Origin of the sequence: Paeniglutamicibacter sulfureus (genome assembly GCF_030512175.1) — a bacterium.
Classification (GTDB): domain Bacteria; phylum Actinomycetota; class Actinomycetes; order Actinomycetales; family Micrococcaceae; genus Paeniglutamicibacter; species Paeniglutamicibacter sulfureus.
Genome location: NZ_JAULBL010000001.1, coordinates 768,141 through 785,557 on the forward strand (window position 1 = coordinate 768,141; position 17,417 = coordinate 785,557).

A 17,417-nucleotide genomic window follows, 5' to 3' on the forward strand; every position below is an offset into this window, starting at 1 on the left:
GGCGGCTCCAACTAGCCCTTCTGGATGTTGGCCAGCAGCTGCTCGAACGGCAGCGAGGTCATGTTGTCCCGCGGATTTGCGGTTTCGCTCACGCGTGGTGCGATGGAACGGGTGTCGCCCAGGTCCTGGGTCCGCGCTGCGGTCCCGTTGGGTCCGGCAATGGCCTGGGCCAGCTCGGTCCCGGCGCGGCGCTCGCGTTCGGCCAGCGCACCGTGGCCCTGGTCCGCTCCCCAGTCCTCGGGTGAGGCAAAGATGGCCGTGGGCATGATCCGCGCCCGCAGGTAGGCGAAGATCGGACGCATTGCGTAGTCGACCACCAGGTTGTGCCGTGCACTTCCACCCGTGGCGGCCAGGATCATGGGCTTGTCATCGAGCGAGGTGGGATCCAGTACATCGATGAACGACTTGAAGAGCCCGGAGACCGATGCGGTGAAGACCGGAGAGACAGCGATCAGTCCGGCGGCGTTTCGTACCGCTTCGATGGCCTCGGCCAGGCGCGGCGGTGCGTAGCCGGTGAGCAGGTTGTTGGTGATGTCAGCGGCGTAGTCGCGCAGCTCAAGCACCGTCAGGTCGGCCTGGATGCCCATCGCCGCAAGTTCCTTGACGGCGGATTCGCCGAGCTGGCGTCCCAGCAGGCCGGAGGTTGACGGTGTGCCCAGTCCGCCGGAGATGACTACGATGTTTTGGCTCATGATGTGTGTGGCTCCCTCTCGTGAAATACATGTCTTTGCATGTAAAACCACGAGGGTCGTGAATTCATTCCCGGCCGGCCTCTTCTTTTTTGGGAACGTTTTCGTCGGTCGCCGCCGTCGGCATGCAGATACCGCCAAGGCAACGTCCGCGGATGGCCCCAACCAGGCAGTAGGCGGCAATTGCGCCTGCGCCGAATGCAGCGATCGGTGCGTCGGACCGGAGCGAAATACCCATGACTGCAAGCACCACGGCGACGGTCATCCAGATCACGCGATACAGCATGAAGCCTCCCTGGTTCATCTCGGTGGCAACGGCCGAAATGCCGGGTTCACCATGACTTCAACGGTACCGCGGGAATAGGCGCCATGCAGAAGACGAAGGAAACACCTTTGGCCGGAACGCACTGCCGAACCAACGAATATCGCCTTGCCGGCCGGACACACGAAGGCCACCGTCTGCCCTGGGGGCGGCGAGACGATGGCCCTCGTGATTTCACCCGTTTTGCGTTAGGCAGCCGGGTGTTTGTGCTCGGTATCGCCTAGTCCGAAGGCTTCGGGGCCGCGAACCATGCGGAAGGCTCCAAGAAGCGCGACCAAGACACCGATGATGAAACCAATCCACAGCGGACTGATCACGGTACCCAGCGTGATGCCGCCGGCGACGATGAATACCAAGAAGAGCAGGGCCGCGAGTCCGCCGCCGATCAACAATCCGTTGGCGTGGTGCGTCCCGGGAACCCTCAGCCTTGACTGGGGTTCCTCGCGTGGTGCCGGAATGTGTGCATCCTGTGTCATGACATTTCACTCCTGTCATCTTCTCTGGAACAGGCCACCATGTTGTTGTGAAGTGTGCACCGTCCAAGCCGTTTGCCGGCTTGTCGAGGCACATGTTCTTGGCTTGGTCGCCCGTGGCTAGCCTGCGTCGTAGCGTTCCCTGTCCTCTAGCGACATCGGCCTCTGCGCGTCGTTGCCCGAGCCATCGGGCAGTTCGTCCGCGGATCGTTTCGCGGCGCCCTTGGTCGTGGATGATCCGGTGACTTTTCCGTCGGATTCTTGCGCCGGCGTGGCGTTGGTTTCCTCGTTCATCGTGTGCTCCTCAGTCCTCGAAACTGGAACATGGATGTTTCTCTTGGAGTATGCGGTAGCCGAGCGGACCACCGGTCAATGTCGGCACGATACCCCCAACGGAAGTTTGGGGTTCATCGACAACGTCGTGCACGTCGGCTGTTTCCACTGATCGCGATGCGAAGGCGAAGGCGAAGGCGAAGGCGACGGTGTCATGCACCGTGAACAGAGCCGTCTGGCCTCTGCCAGATATCACCTACGGCGTTTCCGCCGCCGGCACCGATTCCTTGCCGTATCCATGCGTTCACCCGCATCCCATTGCCCATCGGTTCGGCTGGTTCCAGCAAACCGACTTACCTTGAGAATACGCCGGGTATCTATGGATTTCCAGCCTTTCAAGTGGTATCGGGAGCCGACCCGAACCGGCCAAGGTTTGGACGGCTCCGTGCACACCAGACCAGGCGACCGCGGGGCTATTCAACCGAGAACTGGACCCGCTGCCAGCCACTGGCGCCGTCAGGGACCGGGTCGGCCTTTTCGCTGGTTTGCATTTCCCCTTGCCCGTCGAAAGCCCTAACGCTGACCGTGTGGTTTCCCGATGAACCCCCGTCCCATTCGTAGCGCCATTGCCGCCAGGTGTCCACGGAAGCCTCGGCGCCCAATTCCGTGTCCATCCAGTCGCCATCATCGATCTGCACTTGTACCTTCGAGATTCCCCGGGTCTGCGCCCAGGCGGTTCCTCCCATGACAACCGTTCCCGCCGGAACGCTTGCGAAGGACCGCGGCACATCCACCCGGGAGGAAAGCTTGATGGGACCGTGATCCGACCAGCCTCGCGTGGTCCAGTATGCGACCTTGTCTTCGAAGCGAGTGACTTCCAGGTCGACAATCCATTTCGTGGCGGAGACGTAGCCGTAGAGACCGGGCACCACCATGCGGACCGGGAATCCGTGCTCCAGCGGCAAGGGCTCGCCGTTCATGCCGATGGCCAGCAGGGCCATGCGGTCGTCGGTGAGAACCTCGAGCGGCGTGGAGGCACTGAACCCGTCGATCGATGTCGAGAGGACCATGTCCGCGCCGTCCTTGGGCACCGCACGCTCCAGGAGCCGGCGCAACGGATACCCCAACCACTTGGCGTTGCCCACCAGCTGGCCGCCGACCGGGTTCGATACGCAGGTCAGCGTCAGATAGCTTTCCACGAGGTCCTCGGCCAGAAGCTCCTCGAAGCTCATGGTGAATTCCTTTTCCACCATGCCGTGGACCCGCAGCGACCATTCAGTCGGGTTGATGCGCGGCACGGTAAGAGCGGTGTCGATCCGATAGAAGTCCTTGTTCGGCGTGATGAACTTCGGCATGCCTGACAATTCGACCTGCGCGTTGGCCGGTGGCGCCTGTGCCAGCACCTTGGCCGCGGGTAGCCCGAGGGCCGAACGGGCGGAATCGGCTACGTTGCGTGCGGTGGCCAGGGATTTTCCGACGCCCGTGGCGATTGCCGCGCCAACCAGGGAAAGTGCAGTGCCCAGCAGGAAGTTCCTGCGCGAGGCCCCGGGTGCCGGTACCTCTTCGGGTGTCGAAGGCCGGGCCTTCCCGGCGAGCGCCGAGAGCCACCGCAGGGTGGCCAGGCCCGCGACCGCACCCAAGATGATGGGAGTCAGGTCCACGAGTCCGGTGGCCGGCCTGGAAAGCACGGCTCCGCCGATTGCCACGGCGAGGACCACGATGCTACCGGCCGCCAGGGCAAAGCTGCGCCTGGCGATCATTCCGACCAATACCGCGGCTACGGCGGCAATCACCCCCATGGAGATGAAAAGTGCCAGTTTGTCATTGGTGCCGAACGTGGCAATGGCGAAATCCTTGAGCCATGGCGGTGTCAGGTCGATGAACACCGATCCCATCGCCACCAGGGGTGCCGATGATGTGGCGAAGAAGGCCGACACAAATTGAGCCACGGAAAAAAGCACGGCAGCCGACGCGAAGCCCGCGAGCCCGAAGGTGCCCAGGTCCCGCAGCCTCGTTGCTGTTAACTTGTTCATGAGTTCACCCACCCGTACGTTGTGATGCTTCCTCCCCGCGACTGCGGGGAACAACTAACCACTACGTATTCGGAACGGTACCACCGGCGGATTGGAAGGCGGCCGCGTAATCTTTCAGGCGCCTAGAGTTCCTGGACGAGGATCGGTTCGGTCGTTGGCGCCGGGGAGCCGGAAGCCGGTTCCACGGTGATGCCGAAGTGTGTCACGCCCTCCATCGCCCCGGAAACCATGACCATGCCATCGGCCTTGGTACCGTCGACCATTCCGGCAGGTACCGCACCGGTGCCGGAGATGAGCCACAGTTCGTACCCCTTGTCGCTGGGCAGGGCGGGCAATCCGGCGGTGGTCACCGCCATCATGCCCTCGGAGGCCGAGTAGGCCAAGGTAACCGTGGCACCGTCGTCCAGTTGCTGGCTCTTGGACTGGACATCGGCGGCGGTCAGGATGCGGGTCAGTTCGTTTTGCTGCGTGCTGAGGGCAGCCAGCTGTTCCTCCAGCTTTTGCTGCTCCGCATTTTGGTTGACGACCACGCCGCTGAGCACGCCGGATGCCACCAGCAGCACTCCGGCCGCCAAGGCGAACATCCGTTGGTTGCCCTTGGCAGTTGGGGGCGTGCGCTGCGGGGCCGGCTCCGGCGACCGCTCCGATGCGCGGTCCTTCCTTGCTGCCTCTGCGGCGGGACCCGAAGCTTCCGGGGCTCCGTGGCCAGGAATTTCTCGCTCGGCGTCGACCGGCGGCAACTGCGGGGTGTTCCGGATGGCGGACATGACATTGGCCTTGAGCCTGGCCGGGGGTGCGACGGGTTCGGCCGACTGGCCAAGAAGTGCCGCCGTTTCCTGCAGTGCATCCAATTCGTCACGGACCTCCGGGGAGGATTCTGCATGACGGATCAGTTCGTCGCGTTCATCGTCGCCCAATGCGTTCAGGGCGAAGCTGCCGGTCAGCTCGTTCTTGTGCTTGTCCATTACGCCACTCCCATCAGGTCTCGAAGTTTGTTCATTCCGTCGCGTATTCGTGTTTTCGCGGTTCCCACCGGGATCTTGAGCAATTCGGCCACCTCGATGTGCGTGTAGCCCCCAAAATAGGCCAGTTGAATGGCATCGCGCTGCGTCTCGCTGAGCCGTTCCAGGGCCTGGATGACTCGTCGGCTTTCATCGTGCTGGATGGCCGTTTCCTCAACGTCATCGTAGCTCGCCTGGAATTCCTTGATGCCTTGGCGCAGGTCGCGGTCCTTGCTCGCTTGGCTGGCCCGAACCCGGTCGACGGCCCGGCGGTGCGCCAGGGTCAGCAGCCAGGTGATCGCCTTTCCGCGGGCCGAGTCGTAGCGTGAGGCCTGCTGCCAGGCTTCGACAAATACCTCTTGCGTGACTTCCTCGCTTTGAGCCTGGTCCTTCAGGATGCGTCGGACCAGACCGAAGACCTGGGGCGAGAGACGGTCATAGAGTTCTTCAAAAGCGCTCTCATTGCCTGCCGCAATCCGGAGCATCAGTTCTTCGGTGGTCGGGGCCCAAGTCTGTTCCGTGCCACCTGGTAGATGTGAACTCATGCGATAAAGCGTCTCATGCATTCCAAACCCGTCCTTCATCCTTTCTGGTGCGGCGGCCGAAAAATATTTTTTCGGCCTGCCGGAACCACGGGTCGACGCCTATCGACCGCAGGGGGCCGGTGAGTGATGGAAGGGACCATCAGACACCAACCCCCTGGTGGGTTGCCCTGCCGTGCCGCGGCTACTTCTTGGCCGGGGGCATCAGCACGGTGTCGACGAGATAGACGGTTGCGTTGGCGGTCTGGACGCCGCCGCAAACCACCGTGGCGCCGTTGACCATGAGCTCGTCACCGCTGCCGGTGACCTCCAGGTCCCCGCCCTGGACAGTCGTGTGGCTGCCGGGGATGTCGCTCGGTGCGATCTGGCCGGGGATCACGTGGTAGGTCAGGATGCTGCTCAGGGTGTCTGCGTCCGCGACGGCTGCGTTGAGGTCCTTTTCCGGGATGGCTGCGAAGGCCTCGTCTACCGGGGCGAAGACAGTGAACTCGGCACCGTTGAGGGTGTCAACCAAATCGACCTTGGGGTTGAGCTTGCCTGACACCGCTGCGGTAAGGGTCTTGAGCAGCGGGTTGTTGGAGGCGGCCACTGCGACCGGGTCCTTGGCCATGCCGGCAACCGAGCCTTCTCCGCTGGGCACTGCCTCGGCATAGGCCGCGCAACCCGAGCCCACGAGGTTTGCTGCCGGGTCCATCGCCGCTTCGCTGGCCATTGCCGAGCTGCTCGGTGCCGCCGACGAACTGGACGGGGCGGCCGAAGAGGCAGGTGCAGCGGTTTCGCCGCCGGTGCCCGCCGAGCAAGCGGTCAGGCCAACGGTGGCAACTGCAATCAGTCCGAGTGCTGAGGCAAACTTGCTGTTCATGCGCTTCATGTCATGCTCCTTGCTTGGCGTCGACCCTTGGTCTCCGCGCCTTCCCGACCACTGTTGGTTCGGGCTGTCATGGAGCATTCGGTGCCGTACGGCAAACGGATTGGAATCATGTCAAAAAAGTTTTTTCCCCCCCGCGCCACTACCCGCAGCGGGCTCCCATCTGCAGGTGGACATGGAAGAAGCGGAGAAGATGTCTGTTCTTCTCCGCTTCCGGTAAAACTATCTCCAATCATCAAGTTGCTCAGTGTTTCTTGATGTGGGTGACTTGCTCGGTCTCTGTCGCAGGTGCGTTCTTCGAGCGCTTCTCCGCGCGTCGCGCCTTGATCGACTTGCCGGCAGGCTTCTTGTGTTCATGTCTATGTGGTGATTTGTCTGGCATCAATTACCTCTCACCCTGGGGCGGGATCACTTACGACCGCGACTGGTCTCCCCACACACAGACGATACTCCTGAGCGCGCAAGGATGCCAGCACTTTTTGGGGGTCCCGTTTTCCCTGGCTTTCCCCGGGCGCCACCCCTGCCGCGACGTGCCCCTTTACCCCAACGGCATCGGGCCATAGGCTCGGTTTCATGCCGGTGATGATGAGAACCATCCAAACAGCAGTTCCGCCAACCATCCTGTACCAGGACAAGGTACGGGACGTTTTTGCCGCCCAACCCGGCCTGACCCGATTGGGCCAGCGCCTGATCAATACGTCCTTTGACTCCGCCCAGATTTCGACCCGCCATACTGCGGTCACCGAATTCACCACCGAGACGGTGGCCGAGAACCCCCTCTTCTTCGACGCGGAGTCGGGGCTGCTGCTGCGACCCAGCACCAAGGAACGCAACGAGGTCTTTGCCGCCACGGCCCCCGGACTCTACATCGAATCTGCACAAAAGGCCCTGGATGCCTGCCCCGATCTTGCACCCGGCGACATCACCCACGTCATCACGGTCTCCTGCACCGGCTTCTACAACCCCGGGCCCGACTACCAATTGGTCAGGGCACTGGGCCTGAGTCCGGCAACCCAGCGATACCACCTGGGATTCATGGGATGCTACGCCGCCTTCCCGGCCCTGCGCGCCGCCAAGAGCTTTTGCGAGGCCGACTCCAACGCCGTGGTCCTGGTGGTCTGCGCAGAGCTGTGTTCCATCCACGTGCGCAGCTCGAACGACCCCGACACCATCATGGGCTCCGCGCTCTTTGCCGACGGGGCCGCTGCCGCCATCGTCACCGCCCGCCAGCACTCCGGGTCCGGCCTGCGGTTGGACCACTTCGAGACGGTGCTGACCCCGGTGGGCGAGGAGGCCATGGCCTGGAACATCGGGGACGAGGGCTTTGAAATGGTCTTGGGAACCTATGTCCCGCACATCATCGACGACCACATCGTTGGCGCCTTGGAACCGCTGCTGGCCCGGGACCCGACGCTGGGCGATGCCTATGCCGACATCCCGCACTGGGGTATCCACCCCGGCGGACGCGCCATCCTTGACCGCGTGCAGAAGCGCCTGCAGTTGGGCGACGACCAATTGGTGCCGGCGCGGCGGATCCTCAACGACTACGGGAACATGTCCAGTTCCACGGTGCTGTTCGTGCTCAAGGACATCATGGACGAGAACATTTCCCGGGCATCGTCATCCGGCGAGCGCGTGTGCTCCATGGCCTTTGGCCCCGGTCTCACCGTCGAGACGTCCCTGATGACCCTGGTTTCGGGGAGGCAGGGCTAGGCGCCCCGGACATGCAACGGGACATTGCCGCATTCGAGGAAATGGACAGCCCTGATGCCGATCCGCTGATGCTGGAGCGGACCTACGCGCAGTTCCCGCTGGTGAACCGATGCGTGTCAGGGTGGCGGAGCGTGTACCTGGGGCTCGTTCGACCGGCGCTTCCGCGCAACCGCACCGCCACCATCCTGGACATCGGCTGCGGCGGCGGCGACATTGCACTGGCGCTCCTGCGCTGGGCACGGGCCGACGGGCTGAGCCTCAAGGTGACGGGCATCGACCCGGACCCGCGCGCCCACGATTTTGCCTCCCGGGCGGCTGCCGCTGCCGGCTTCGGCCCCGAGGAGCTCGAATTCCGGCGGGCGGCCAGCGCGGAACTGGTGGCCGAGGGACAGGTGTTCGACGTGGTCATCTCCAACCACGTCCTGCACCACCTGGATCCGCCGGCGCTGTCAGGCGTTCTGGCCGACAGCCAGGTGCTTGCCCGCTCGCTGGCGATCCACAGCGACATCCGGCGCCGGCGCAGCGCCCTGCTGCTTTTCGGGCTGGCCACCCTGCCCCTGGCGGGCACCTCGTTCATCCGGCGCGACGGCCTCACCTCAATCCGGCGCAGTTTCACCCGCGACGAACTCGCCCGGGTGCTGCCGCGCGGATGGCACGCGCACGCAGCCGGGATGTACCGGAACCTGGCCATCTGGCACGGGGAACCACCGGCCGGCCGATGATCGACGTCCTGATAGTCGGGGCCGGCCCCAGCGGGATGGCGCTGGCGATCCTGCTGCGCCAGGGCGGACACAGCGTGCGCGTGCTCGAGTCCCGGACCGGGGTCGGGGAACACTCGCGGGCCATCGGGATCCACCCGCCGGGACTCGCGGTCCTGGATGGGCTCGGGGTGGGACCGGCTGCCGTGGAGGCCGGGGTGCGGATCACCCGCGGGGTCGGCATCTCCCGCGGACGGGTCGTGGCGGAACTGGGGTTCGGCTCCATCCCGGCCGGTCACCGCTTCGTGTTGTCGTTGCCGCAAAACCGGACGGTCGGGCTGTTGCGCGACCGTCTGCGGGAGCTGGATCCCTCGGCGCTGCTGGCCGGGCACGAATTCACCTCGTACACCGCGCACCCGGGGTTCCACGTTGTCGAGGCCGCGGCCGCCGGCGGACCCACCCGGTTCGAATGCCGCTTCCTCATCGGCGCCGACGGCACGCGGTCGGCCGTGCGGCGGGCGGCGCTGGTCCCGTTCCGCGGCAGGGACCTGCCCGATCGCTACCTCATGGGCGACTACCCGGACGGCACCGATTTCGGCCCGGTGGCGGCCCTGTTTCTGCACGAGCACGGGATCACCGAGTCGTTCCCCCTCCCGGGGAACCGGAGGCGCTGGGTTTCCCGGCTCCGGGATGAGCGGTCCCCCTCGCTGCCCGAACTCATTGCGCGGCGGACCGGGCACCGGGTGCAGGCCGGCGAAAAATCCATGCTCAGCGAATTCGGGACAGCGAATTTCGCGGTGGGATCCATGAACCACGGGAACCTGGTCCTGATCGGGGATGCTGCCCACGAGGTCAGCCCCATCGGGGGCCAGGGCATGACGCTGGGCCTGCTCGATGCCGCAGCCCTGGCCCCCATCCTGGGGGCGGCGCTGGGCGGGCAGCAGCCCCGGGACCGGCTCGAGGAGCAACTCGCCGGCTTTTCCCGCCGGCGTCTTGCCTCCGCCCGGCGGGCCGGGCGGCAGGCGCACGTGAACATGGCGCTGGGGCGCCCGCTGTGGGGCCCCGCCGTGGGGTCGCGCGATGCGCTGGCCCGTGTGCTCTTCGAGTCGGAGCGGTTTTCGGCCGCCGTTGCCGCCACGTTCACCATGACCGGCAAGGGCGGCTGAAAACGCGCGGGGCGTGGGGGAAGAACGATTCTTCCCCCCGCGCCCCGCGGTTGCTTGGTGCCTTTGCGGTTATCCGTTGAAGGCGAACCTGGTCTGCAGGCGTTCGGCGGTGCGGTCCGGGTTCAGCAGCAGGACGCAGATGACACCCACGACGACCAGGTAGATCCCGATCATGGAGAATGACGAGTTCATGCCCTGGGCCAGCAACGAGGCCATTTCCGCGCTGTCGCGCACGCCCTTGGGACCGGGAATGTATCCGGCGCGGTCCATGAGCGATCCGACCATGGCCGGGGCTATGACGCCGCCGACCGAGGCCAGCCCGGTCAGCGTGGCCATGATGGCCGCGCGCTGCTTGGAGGCGACACAGAACGCGATGGCGGTGGGGGCCAGCGGGTAGATCATCGCCAATCCGGCGCCAAGAGTCAGCGCCGTCACCGCTGCGTAGCCGTGCAGGTGCGGCAGCACGGTGAAGCAGATGCCCGAGACCAGCAGCGAAGCGCCGAACAGGGCGCCCATGGCCCAGCGCACCGTGACGCCGCGGCGCATCAGGTACCGCGAGGTGTATCCCAGCACCAGCAGCGCCAGGGCGCCGATGACCCACGGGAAGGTCGAAACCAGGCCGATCATCTCGGGCGAGAGGGCAACCACCGAGCCGAGGTACTTCGGCGACCAGGTGGTCAGGAAGCCCTGGGCCCAGAAGCAGCCGGCACCGGCCAGGACGGCAGCAATGAACATTCTCGAGCCCAGCACCCGGCGGATGGGCACCAGCTTGAGGAGGTCGGCACGTTCGGTGATGCTTGCGCCCGGCTTTCCGACGGCCGGCTGCTCCCGGGGCACCGCGGCCTCCGGGACCTTCGCCGGTTCCGCCTCGGTGGCGGCCTTCTTCCCGGTGATGTGGCTGTAGGGTCCGTCCCGCCCCACGAGGAACCAGACAACGCTCCAGAGCAGGCCCACTATGCCCAGGAACCCGAAGGCCCAACGCCAGCCGAGTGCCGGGTGCGCGATGATGCCGGCCAGGATGGGGGCCGCGATGATGGGTCCGAGCGTGGAGCCAATGGCAATGATGCTGGAGGGGAAGCCGCGCTCCTTGGCCGGGAACCAGCCGTGGACGTGCTGCAGGGAAATGGGGGTTGCCGGGCCCTCGGCCCCGCCGAGCAGGATGCGGGTGACCAGGAGGACCGCCGCGCCGCCGCCGAACAGCATCGGGAACTGCAGCACGGCCCAGCTGATGCCCATGGTCAGCAGGATCCAGCGGGTGGAGACCTTGCCGGCCAGGAAGCCCACGGCCACCGCGGCGATGGCGAAGAGGAAGAAGAATGCGCTGCCGATGAGTCCGAACTGGCCCGCGGTGAGGCCCAGTTCCTTGATGGCCGAGTCGGCGACGAGGCCCAGCACCGCCTTGTCGGCGAAGTTGATGATTTGGAAGACAACCAGCAAGGACGTGACAATCCATGCCCGGCGATTCATTTTCCCGTATTTGACGGCCGCACGAAGGGTGTGCGGCTGGACGTGCTCCGAGGTGCTCATGCGCCTGCTCCGATGATTTCCAGTCCTGCGGTTTCAACACTATTGGTTCCGGGATCCCGGGGGAAGAAGACGTCGTTGTCTTCGGCAATGTGCACGGTGCCGGCGAAGTCCCGGCGGACCGCCTCGCCCATGGCCGCCAGGTCGGCGGTGCCCGGGGTGTTGGGCACGATGTGGTGGAGCACCAGGGCCTTGACACCGGCCGCGGCGGCGACCTTGCCGACCTCGGCGAAGGGGGTGTGCGATTCGCGCAGGTGGACCTCGATCCCCTCGCGGGTGGGACCGTCGGGGAAGGTCGCCAGGATGGAGGGCAGGTCGATGACCTCGTGCAGCAGCAGGTCCGCGCCGCGGGCGAGCCTGATGCAGTTTTCCGAGTAGGCGGTGTCCCCGGAGATGACCACCGAGCCGTGGCGCGAGTCGATGCGGAAGCCGAAGGCCGGGAAGCACAGGCGGTGGTCGACCAGGATCGCGGAGATGACCACCAGCTCGTCGCGGTATACCTCGAACGGTTCCATGACCGGGTGCCGATTGGCCACCGGATCTGCGCCCGCCGTTGCGGGAATCTCGATGTCGTGTCCGCGCACCCATTCGTGCGGCTCGCCGCGGCCCTCGTCGGCCATGCGGATGGCGATGTCCGAAGCGAAGACAGTGTCGAGCAATGCGTCAACGATCTGCGTGGTTGAGGTCATTTCGCGATTGCCCACGCGGGCGTCGATGTCCCGCGCATGCTCTTCATCGAGGGCCGGGATGCGGGCTGGCTTTCCGGGGCCGAAGACCTCGATAGGTGCCGCGAAGGACTCCCCCGGCACCTGCCAGCCGGTGACCAGGAAGGAACCCAGGTCGTAGATGTGGTCGGAGTGGTGGTGGGTGAGGAAGATGCCGCGCAACTGGCCCCATTCGCAATGCGAGCGGTAGTTGCGGATGCTGCCCATGCCGCAGTCGAAGACGTAGGTGGCATCGTCGACCCGGACCGCGGTGCTGGTGCCGGCCCGGGAACTTGAGACGATCGGTCCACCTCCCGTCCCCAAGGTGTGCACACTCATGCCGCTGAAATTTTTTGTACTCACGCTGGCGCCTCGCTTCATTGGGAAGGGCTGTCGGTTCATGGCCCGGTCTGTGGTTGGTTCAAGTACGCCGCGGCAATTTGACCTTGCAGCGGTGCACGCCCCCAAGCGTGATCCACATCATATGCACTAGAACTGGCGATCGCAATACCTATTGCATATGCTCATGGTTTTCTGCCATGCTGGGTCGACCAAGGAAACATGCGACAAGGAGCTGCAATGGAAATCCAACAGGGCCAGGAAATCGTTCTCGGCGATCTGCCCAAGGGCATCACCCTCGCCAGCGAGGCCATGGGCAACAAGACCTGGAACGTGCTGGGGCACACCTATCTATCCAAGGTGGAAAGCTCTTCGTCCTTCGCCTGGCTGTCCCTTGACCCGGCCGGCACCGGCGTTCCCCCGCACGTGCACCCCACGCAGGACGAGCACATCTACATCATGGAGGGCGTGTACACGCTCTACCTCGACGGCGAGTGGACCACCGCGGGCCCGGGCGACACCGTGCGCATGCCCATGGGGCTGCCGCATGCCTATTACAACAAGCACGAAACCCCCGGCAAGTCCCTCTTCTGGGTCAGCCCGGCGGGCCAGCTCTCCACCCTCTTCGACGAGCTGCACAATCTCACCGATCCCGAGGAAGTCGTCCGCCTCTCGGCCCTGCGCGACGTCAACTTCCTGCCGCCGGGAGCCGTTCCGGGCGCCTAGGCGTCCGCTACAGTCGAGGGCAGTGCGGAACCCGCACTGCCCTCCCATCGTTTGCGCCAAGGAGTACATGACATGACCAGCACGCCCCCGCTATCCGGGATCCTGTCCTACGGCCCCGACGAGGCCCAGCACCTTGTGCTTTCACGGCCCGAGCCCGGAACCCGGCCACTCGGCATCGCAGTCCTCATCCACGGGGGTTATTGGCGCTCACATCTCTTCGCCTCGCTGATGGACCCACTGGCCGCTTCGCTGCGGGCCGAAGGCTGGATCACGGCCAACGTGGAATACCGCCGCGGCTCCACCGGCCGGTGGCCGGCCCCGCTGGAGGACACCACGGAAGCGCTGGAACGCATCGCCGTGTTGAAGCAGGCCGAGGGCATCGGCGGCCCGTTGCTCACGGTCGGCCATTCGGTGGGCGGGCAACTGGCGCTGCTCACGGCCCGACTCGCGGATGGGGTTGTGGCCCTGGCACCGGTCACCGATGCGGAACGGACCTATTTGGAGAACCTGGGAGACAACGCGGCGGCCGAATACTTCGGGGCCACCCCGGACCAGGCCCCCGAGATCTACCGCTCCGCCTCGCCGGTGCACCAGCCGCTTGGCACCACGCCAACGGTGATCCTGCATGGGGCAAATGACGACCGCGTGCCGATCGCACATTCGAACGCGTTCATGGCCGCCGCGGGGTCACAGGGTTCCCTGGTGGAGCTACGCGAATTCAGGACCCTTGGCCACCTCGAAGCCATTGACCCGCTGGCCGTTCACTGGGCCGGGGCGCTGTCCTGGATGGCCGAGGCATCGGGCCCCACGCCCCGAGCAGCCAAGAGCGAATATGCGTAGGACTTCGCGATAGGGGCCAGCAGTGCATCGATGGCCCAGAACGTGTGTTTGGCAGCGGGCGCCTTCCAACCCTCGGGAAGGAATTCCAAGGGCAGGTTGGGGTCCCGGTAGGGGAAGCGCCGCCACAGCGTCAGCAAGGGTACGTAGAAGGCAAAGGCCTCCCTGGCCAAGCCGGCGGCGGGATCGCCGCCGGTGCCGGCTTCGAGCCGCGCAGACCATTCCTCCTTGGCCGCTCCGTAAAGCCCAAGGAAATCGCGGTACTGCTCGTCCAGCTCCTGCAGGTCCCACCATTGGGGCACCTTCGCCTTGATGTCCTGCTGGCTCAGGTAGTCTGCGCTGAAGTATTCGACGTATCGGTCAAGTCCCCGGTCCTTCAGCCGCCGCATTGCCTGCGGCAGGACGTTGCTTGGTGCGATGGCAACTCCCGCGCCCACCGCGCCGAAGCCGAGGCTGTTCAGTTCGGTCCGCAGCTCATAGCGGCGGTTGCGTTCGGCTTCCGGCACGGAAAAGATGACCAACGACCAGGGGTCGTTGGGGTGCGAGCGTTCCGGGGCGTAAATCCGCTGGTCGCCCTCGTCGAAGGCATCGAGAACGTCCGCCGAGAGGCGGTAGCTGGCCGTGTTGCCGTCCCGGCGGCTCACGAGCACGCCGTTGCGCTTGAGCCTGGATACCGTCGAGCGCACAGCGGGCGGCTCGATACCCAGGGCGCCGAGCATGTCGACCAACACGGCCACCGGAAAGGTGCCCCCCGTCGATCGGCCATAGAGCCCATAGAGGGTGACGATCAGCTGCTGGTGCTGCAGCTTCGACTGCCGTGTTTCCATGCCGGTGCGAACCCGCTTCTCGTAAAGTACCTCGTTGCCATACCCATCCTAGACACACCGCGGGACAGCGCCCGGCCACGCGGGGACGGCCAAGGGATTTCACCGTCCCGACAGGCGGCTTTCGGGACGATCACCGGTTCCCTATCCCCACGGACGGGTATTTTAGGTAGCTTTGGGGAATCGGGTATTCGCACGCGAAACCAGCCCAGCGCCGAATCGAGGAGGAGACCATGCAGGCACCACGCCCCACGCCTCCATCCGCGCGGTTCATTCCCGCGGTCCAGTCGGTCACCGAGCGCTCAGGGGTCACCGTTGAGGTCCGGCACCACAACCAGATCCTTTTTTGGGCAGTGGTTCGCACCACCGCGTTCCAGGTTGTCGGGCAACGGTGCGGAGTCTTGCCCGTCCATGAATCAGGGCAGCGGCTCGGCGTATTGGTAACGCATCTCGACAAGGCCATTCGCGCGGTGCGCCGCAATGCGTCCGAACCCGTGTATTGTGACAACGCGTTGCTGAACGGACATATTCGACTCCCCGAGGCATTGGCGCAGCTGGGGTTCATGGTTTCGGAGCAGTTCCGTCCACTGGCCGGAGCGAAGGCGGCCACGGCCCTGCTTCAGGAACGCATCGAGGACTACTACTCCGAGCTGACGATCACCACCGACGCCTCACGCAGTTGGCACAGCCCGTTGACGGGCCATGGCTGGATCCTGGATTACGGCCGCGGTACGCCACCCATGATCAACGCCTTCGCCGCCACGGGTAAGGAAATCCTGCAGGGCGAACTCAATTCCATCCATTACGCCCTGCTGGATGCCAGCAGGTACCGTGACGACTTGTTCGCCGGATCGGTTCGCTTTCGCATCCGTTCGGATTCGCTCATGGCCATTGACCTGCTCCACAATCCCCAAAGCCACGCCCGCACGAAGTCCACTGAGGCGAGGACGATCGTGCACAAAATCCATGAGCTGCTCTCGCGTTCCAAGGTCAGCTATGACTGGGTCAAGGCGCATTCGGGTGATCCCATGAACGAACTTGCCGACAGATTGGCGCTGGTGGCCAGGCGATGTTCTGCGGCGAACATTTCCTCCGTTGAGCGGCAACGCCTGCTGTTGCAGATCGCCGACGAAGGGGTCGACCTTGGCAAGGTGATGCCCTTGCGCACCGGGAGGTTCTTCCAGGTCCAATAGCCGGGCCTCACCCGATTGTTTAGCGCCAGCGCAGGCGGGTGTCGGAATCGCTGCTCTTGCAGGTATAGCTCTTCCCGGTCTTCTTGCCAATTCCCTTGGTGCCTTTGTCGTCCTGTGCACAGTATGCCCCGGGTGATACCTGCTTGGGATTGGGCGCCGTGGTCGAGGGCTTCTTCGCTGGTGCCGCATTGGTCCCAGGCGCGACGGTTGGCACCTTGGCAAGCGGCTTGAGCGGGGTCACTAAACCTCGCCCCGATTGGAGCATAAGACCATGGCCGATATCCTCCCCGAGCACCCAGAATTCCTCTGGCGCAATCCGGAACCCAAGTCCTCCTACGACGCCGTCATCGTCGGCGGCGGCGGGCACGGCCTGGCCACCGCCTACTACCTGGCCAAGAACCACGGCATGACAAACATCGCCGTCCTGGAACGCGGCTGGCTGGCCGGCGGCAACATGGCCCGCAACACCACCATCATTCGCTCCAACTACCTCTGGGACGAATCCGCCGGCATCTACGAGAAGTCCCTCAAGCTCTGGGAGCAGCTGCCCGAGGAACTCGAATACGACTTCCTCTTCTCCCAGCGCGGGGTCATGAACCTCGCCCACACCCTGGGCGACGTGCGCGAGTCCATGCGCCGGGTCGGGGCCAATCAGCTCAACGGCGTGGACGCCGAATGGATCACCCCCGAGCAGGTCAAGGAACTGTGCCCGATCATCAACATCGGGGACGACATCCGCTACCCGGTCATGGGCGCGACCTACCAGCCGCGTGCGGGCATCGCCAAGCACGACCACGTCGCCTGGGCCTTCGCCCGCAAGTGCGACGAAATGGGCGTGGACATCATCCAGAACTGCGAAGTCACCGGCTTCATCAAGGACGGCAACCGGGTCACCGGCGTCAAGACCTCCCGCGGCACCATCAACGCCGGCAAGGTCGCCCTCTGCGGCGCCGGGCACTCCTCGGTGTTGGCCGAACAGGCCGGCTTCGAACTGCCCATCCAGTCCCACCCGTTGCAGGCGCTGGTCTCCGAACTGCACGAACCGGTCCACCCGACGGTCGTCATGTCCAACCACGTGCACGTCTACGTCTCCCAGGCCCACAAGGGCGAACTGGTCATGGGCGCGGGCATCGACTCCTACAACGGCTACGGCCAGCGCGGCGCCTTCCACGTGATCGAGGAGCAGATGGCAGCCGCCGTCGAGCTCTTCCCGATCTTCGGACGGGCCCACGTGCTGCGCACCTGGGGCGGCATCGTGGACACCACCATGGACGCCTCCCCGATCGTCTCCAAGACCCCGATCGACCAGCTCTACGTGAACTGCGGCTGGGGCACCGGAGGATTCAAGGGCACCCCGGGCGCCGGCTATACCTTCGCCCACACCATCGCCAACGACGAGGCGCACGAGCTCAACGCGGGCTTCTCCATCGAGCGCTTCGAGACCGGCCACCTCATCGACGAACACGGCGCCGCAGCCGTGGCCCACTAGAAG

Annotated in this window: 19 protein-coding genes; 7 read left to right on the forward strand and 12 right to left on the reverse strand. The window is 65.0% G+C overall.

The genetic code is table 11. The features are described from left to right. Window positions 1–11 precede the first annotated feature (11 nt). From Q2T94_RS03360 to Q2T94_RS03400, 9 genes are all read right to left on the reverse strand, one after another. Complete coding sequence (locus Q2T94_RS03360; protein WP_264268362.1) at window positions 12–692, reverse strand: CE1759 family FMN reductase; 681 nt, start codon at window positions 690–692, stop codon at window positions 12–14. Window positions 693–756: 64 nt separating this feature from the next. Further along, window positions 757–975 carry a hypothetical protein gene (locus Q2T94_RS03365; RefSeq protein WP_302262877.1) on the reverse strand — a complete coding sequence of 73 codons (219 nt, stop codon included), beginning with the start codon at window positions 973–975 and terminating at the stop codon, window positions 757–759. 224 nt (window positions 976–1,199) lie between these two features. Then, window positions 1,200–1,487: a hypothetical protein gene (locus tag Q2T94_RS03370; RefSeq protein WP_264268364.1), complete on the reverse strand. Its 288-nt coding sequence runs from the start codon at window positions 1,485–1,487 to the stop codon at window positions 1,200–1,202. Window positions 1,488–1,604: 117 nt separating this feature from the next. Continuing rightward, complete coding sequence (locus Q2T94_RS03375) at window positions 1,605–1,778, reverse strand: hypothetical protein (RefSeq protein ID WP_302262878.1); 174 nt, start codon at window positions 1,776–1,778, stop codon at window positions 1,605–1,607. A gap of 452 nt (window positions 1,779–2,230) precedes the next feature. Further along, window positions 2,231–3,790 (reverse strand): molybdopterin-dependent oxidoreductase, encoded by a 1,560-nt coding sequence (locus tag Q2T94_RS03380; protein ID WP_302262879.1) that lies wholly within the window; start codon window positions 3,788–3,790, stop codon window positions 2,231–2,233. A gap of 122 nt (window positions 3,791–3,912) precedes the next feature. After that, window positions 3,913–4,755, reverse strand: coding sequence for an anti-sigma factor (locus Q2T94_RS03385; protein WP_302262880.1), 843 nt, complete (start codon window positions 4,753–4,755; stop codon window positions 3,913–3,915). After that, window positions 4,755–5,336, reverse strand: coding sequence for an ECF RNA polymerase sigma factor SigK (gene sigK, locus Q2T94_RS03390; protein ID WP_264268368.1), 582 nt, complete (start codon window positions 5,334–5,336; stop codon window positions 4,755–4,757). Before sigK ends, Q2T94_RS03385 begins: the two co-directional genes overlap by 1 nt. Before the next feature lie 181 nt (window positions 5,337–5,517). After that, the gene (locus Q2T94_RS03395; protein WP_302262881.1) at window positions 5,518–6,204 is read right to left on the reverse strand and encodes a fasciclin domain-containing protein; all 687 of its coding nucleotides are present in this window, start codon (window positions 6,202–6,204) and stop codon (window positions 5,518–5,520) included. Window positions 6,205–6,445: 241 nt separating this feature from the next. Then, entirely contained in the window at window positions 6,446–6,583 is a 138-nt protein-coding gene (locus tag Q2T94_RS03400; protein ID WP_264268370.1) for a hypothetical protein, read from the reverse strand. Window positions 6,584–6,774: 191 nt separating this feature from the next. Here Q2T94_RS03400 and Q2T94_RS03405 point away from each other — a divergent pair, with 191 nt between their 5' ends. From Q2T94_RS03405 to Q2T94_RS03415, 3 genes are read left to right on the forward strand one after another with little or no spacing between them, the layout of a single operon-like run. Then, window positions 6,775–7,914, forward strand: a complete 1,140-nt coding sequence (locus tag Q2T94_RS03405) for a type III polyketide synthase (RefSeq protein WP_302262882.1) — start codon at window positions 6,775–6,777, stop codon at window positions 7,912–7,914. 11 nt (window positions 7,915–7,925) lie between these two features. Then, complete coding sequence (locus Q2T94_RS03410; protein ID WP_302262883.1) at window positions 7,926–8,636, forward strand: methyltransferase domain-containing protein; 711 nt, start codon at window positions 7,926–7,928, stop codon at window positions 8,634–8,636. After that, entirely contained in the window at window positions 8,633–9,778 is a 1,146-nt protein-coding gene (locus Q2T94_RS03415) for an FAD-dependent oxidoreductase (RefSeq protein WP_302262884.1), read from the forward strand. Before Q2T94_RS03410 ends, Q2T94_RS03415 begins: the two co-directional genes overlap by 4 nt. A 69-nt stretch (window positions 9,779–9,847) precedes the next feature. Here the strand turns inward: Q2T94_RS03415 and Q2T94_RS03420 are convergent, their stop codons facing one another. Further along, window positions 9,848–11,305 carry an MFS transporter gene (locus Q2T94_RS03420; protein WP_302262885.1) on the reverse strand — a complete coding sequence of 486 codons (1,458 nt, stop codon included), beginning with the start codon at window positions 11,303–11,305 and terminating at the stop codon, window positions 9,848–9,850. Continuing rightward, window positions 11,302–12,369 (reverse strand): MBL fold metallo-hydrolase, encoded by a 1,068-nt coding sequence (locus Q2T94_RS03425; protein WP_302262886.1) that lies wholly within the window; start codon window positions 12,367–12,369, stop codon window positions 11,302–11,304. Before Q2T94_RS03425 ends, Q2T94_RS03420 begins: the two co-directional genes overlap by 4 nt. A 216-nt stretch (window positions 12,370–12,585) precedes the next feature. Here Q2T94_RS03425 and Q2T94_RS03430 point away from each other — a divergent pair, with 216 nt between their 5' ends. Together Q2T94_RS03430 and Q2T94_RS03435 are read left to right on the forward strand one after the other, a co-directional pair. Next, on the forward strand, window positions 12,586–13,071 hold the full coding sequence (locus Q2T94_RS03430) for a cupin domain-containing protein (RefSeq protein ID WP_264268376.1): 486 nt from the start codon (window positions 12,586–12,588) through the stop codon (window positions 13,069–13,071). A 72-nt stretch (window positions 13,072–13,143) separates the two neighbouring features. After that, window positions 13,144–13,911, forward strand: a complete 768-nt coding sequence (locus Q2T94_RS03435) for an alpha/beta hydrolase family protein (protein WP_302262887.1) — start codon at window positions 13,144–13,146, stop codon at window positions 13,909–13,911. On the opposite strand, the gene Q2T94_RS03440 is transcribed toward Q2T94_RS03435, so the two are convergent. Continuing rightward, window positions 13,833–14,735, reverse strand: a complete 903-nt coding sequence (locus Q2T94_RS03440; protein WP_302262888.1) for a PaaX family transcriptional regulator — start codon at window positions 14,733–14,735, stop codon at window positions 13,833–13,835. The genes Q2T94_RS03435 and Q2T94_RS03440 overlap by 79 nt on opposite strands. A 230-nt stretch (window positions 14,736–14,965) precedes the next feature. On the opposite strand from Q2T94_RS03440, the gene Q2T94_RS03445 reads away from it, so the two are divergent. After that, window positions 14,966–15,925: a ribonuclease HI gene (locus Q2T94_RS03445; protein ID WP_302262889.1), complete on the forward strand. Its 960-nt coding sequence runs from the start codon at window positions 14,966–14,968 to the stop codon at window positions 15,923–15,925. Window positions 15,926–16,196: 271 nt separating this feature from the next. Further along, complete coding sequence (locus Q2T94_RS03450; protein WP_149619475.1) at window positions 16,197–17,414, forward strand: sarcosine oxidase subunit beta family protein; 1,218 nt, start codon at window positions 16,197–16,199, stop codon at window positions 17,412–17,414. Window positions 17,415–17,417 lie beyond the last annotated feature (3 nt).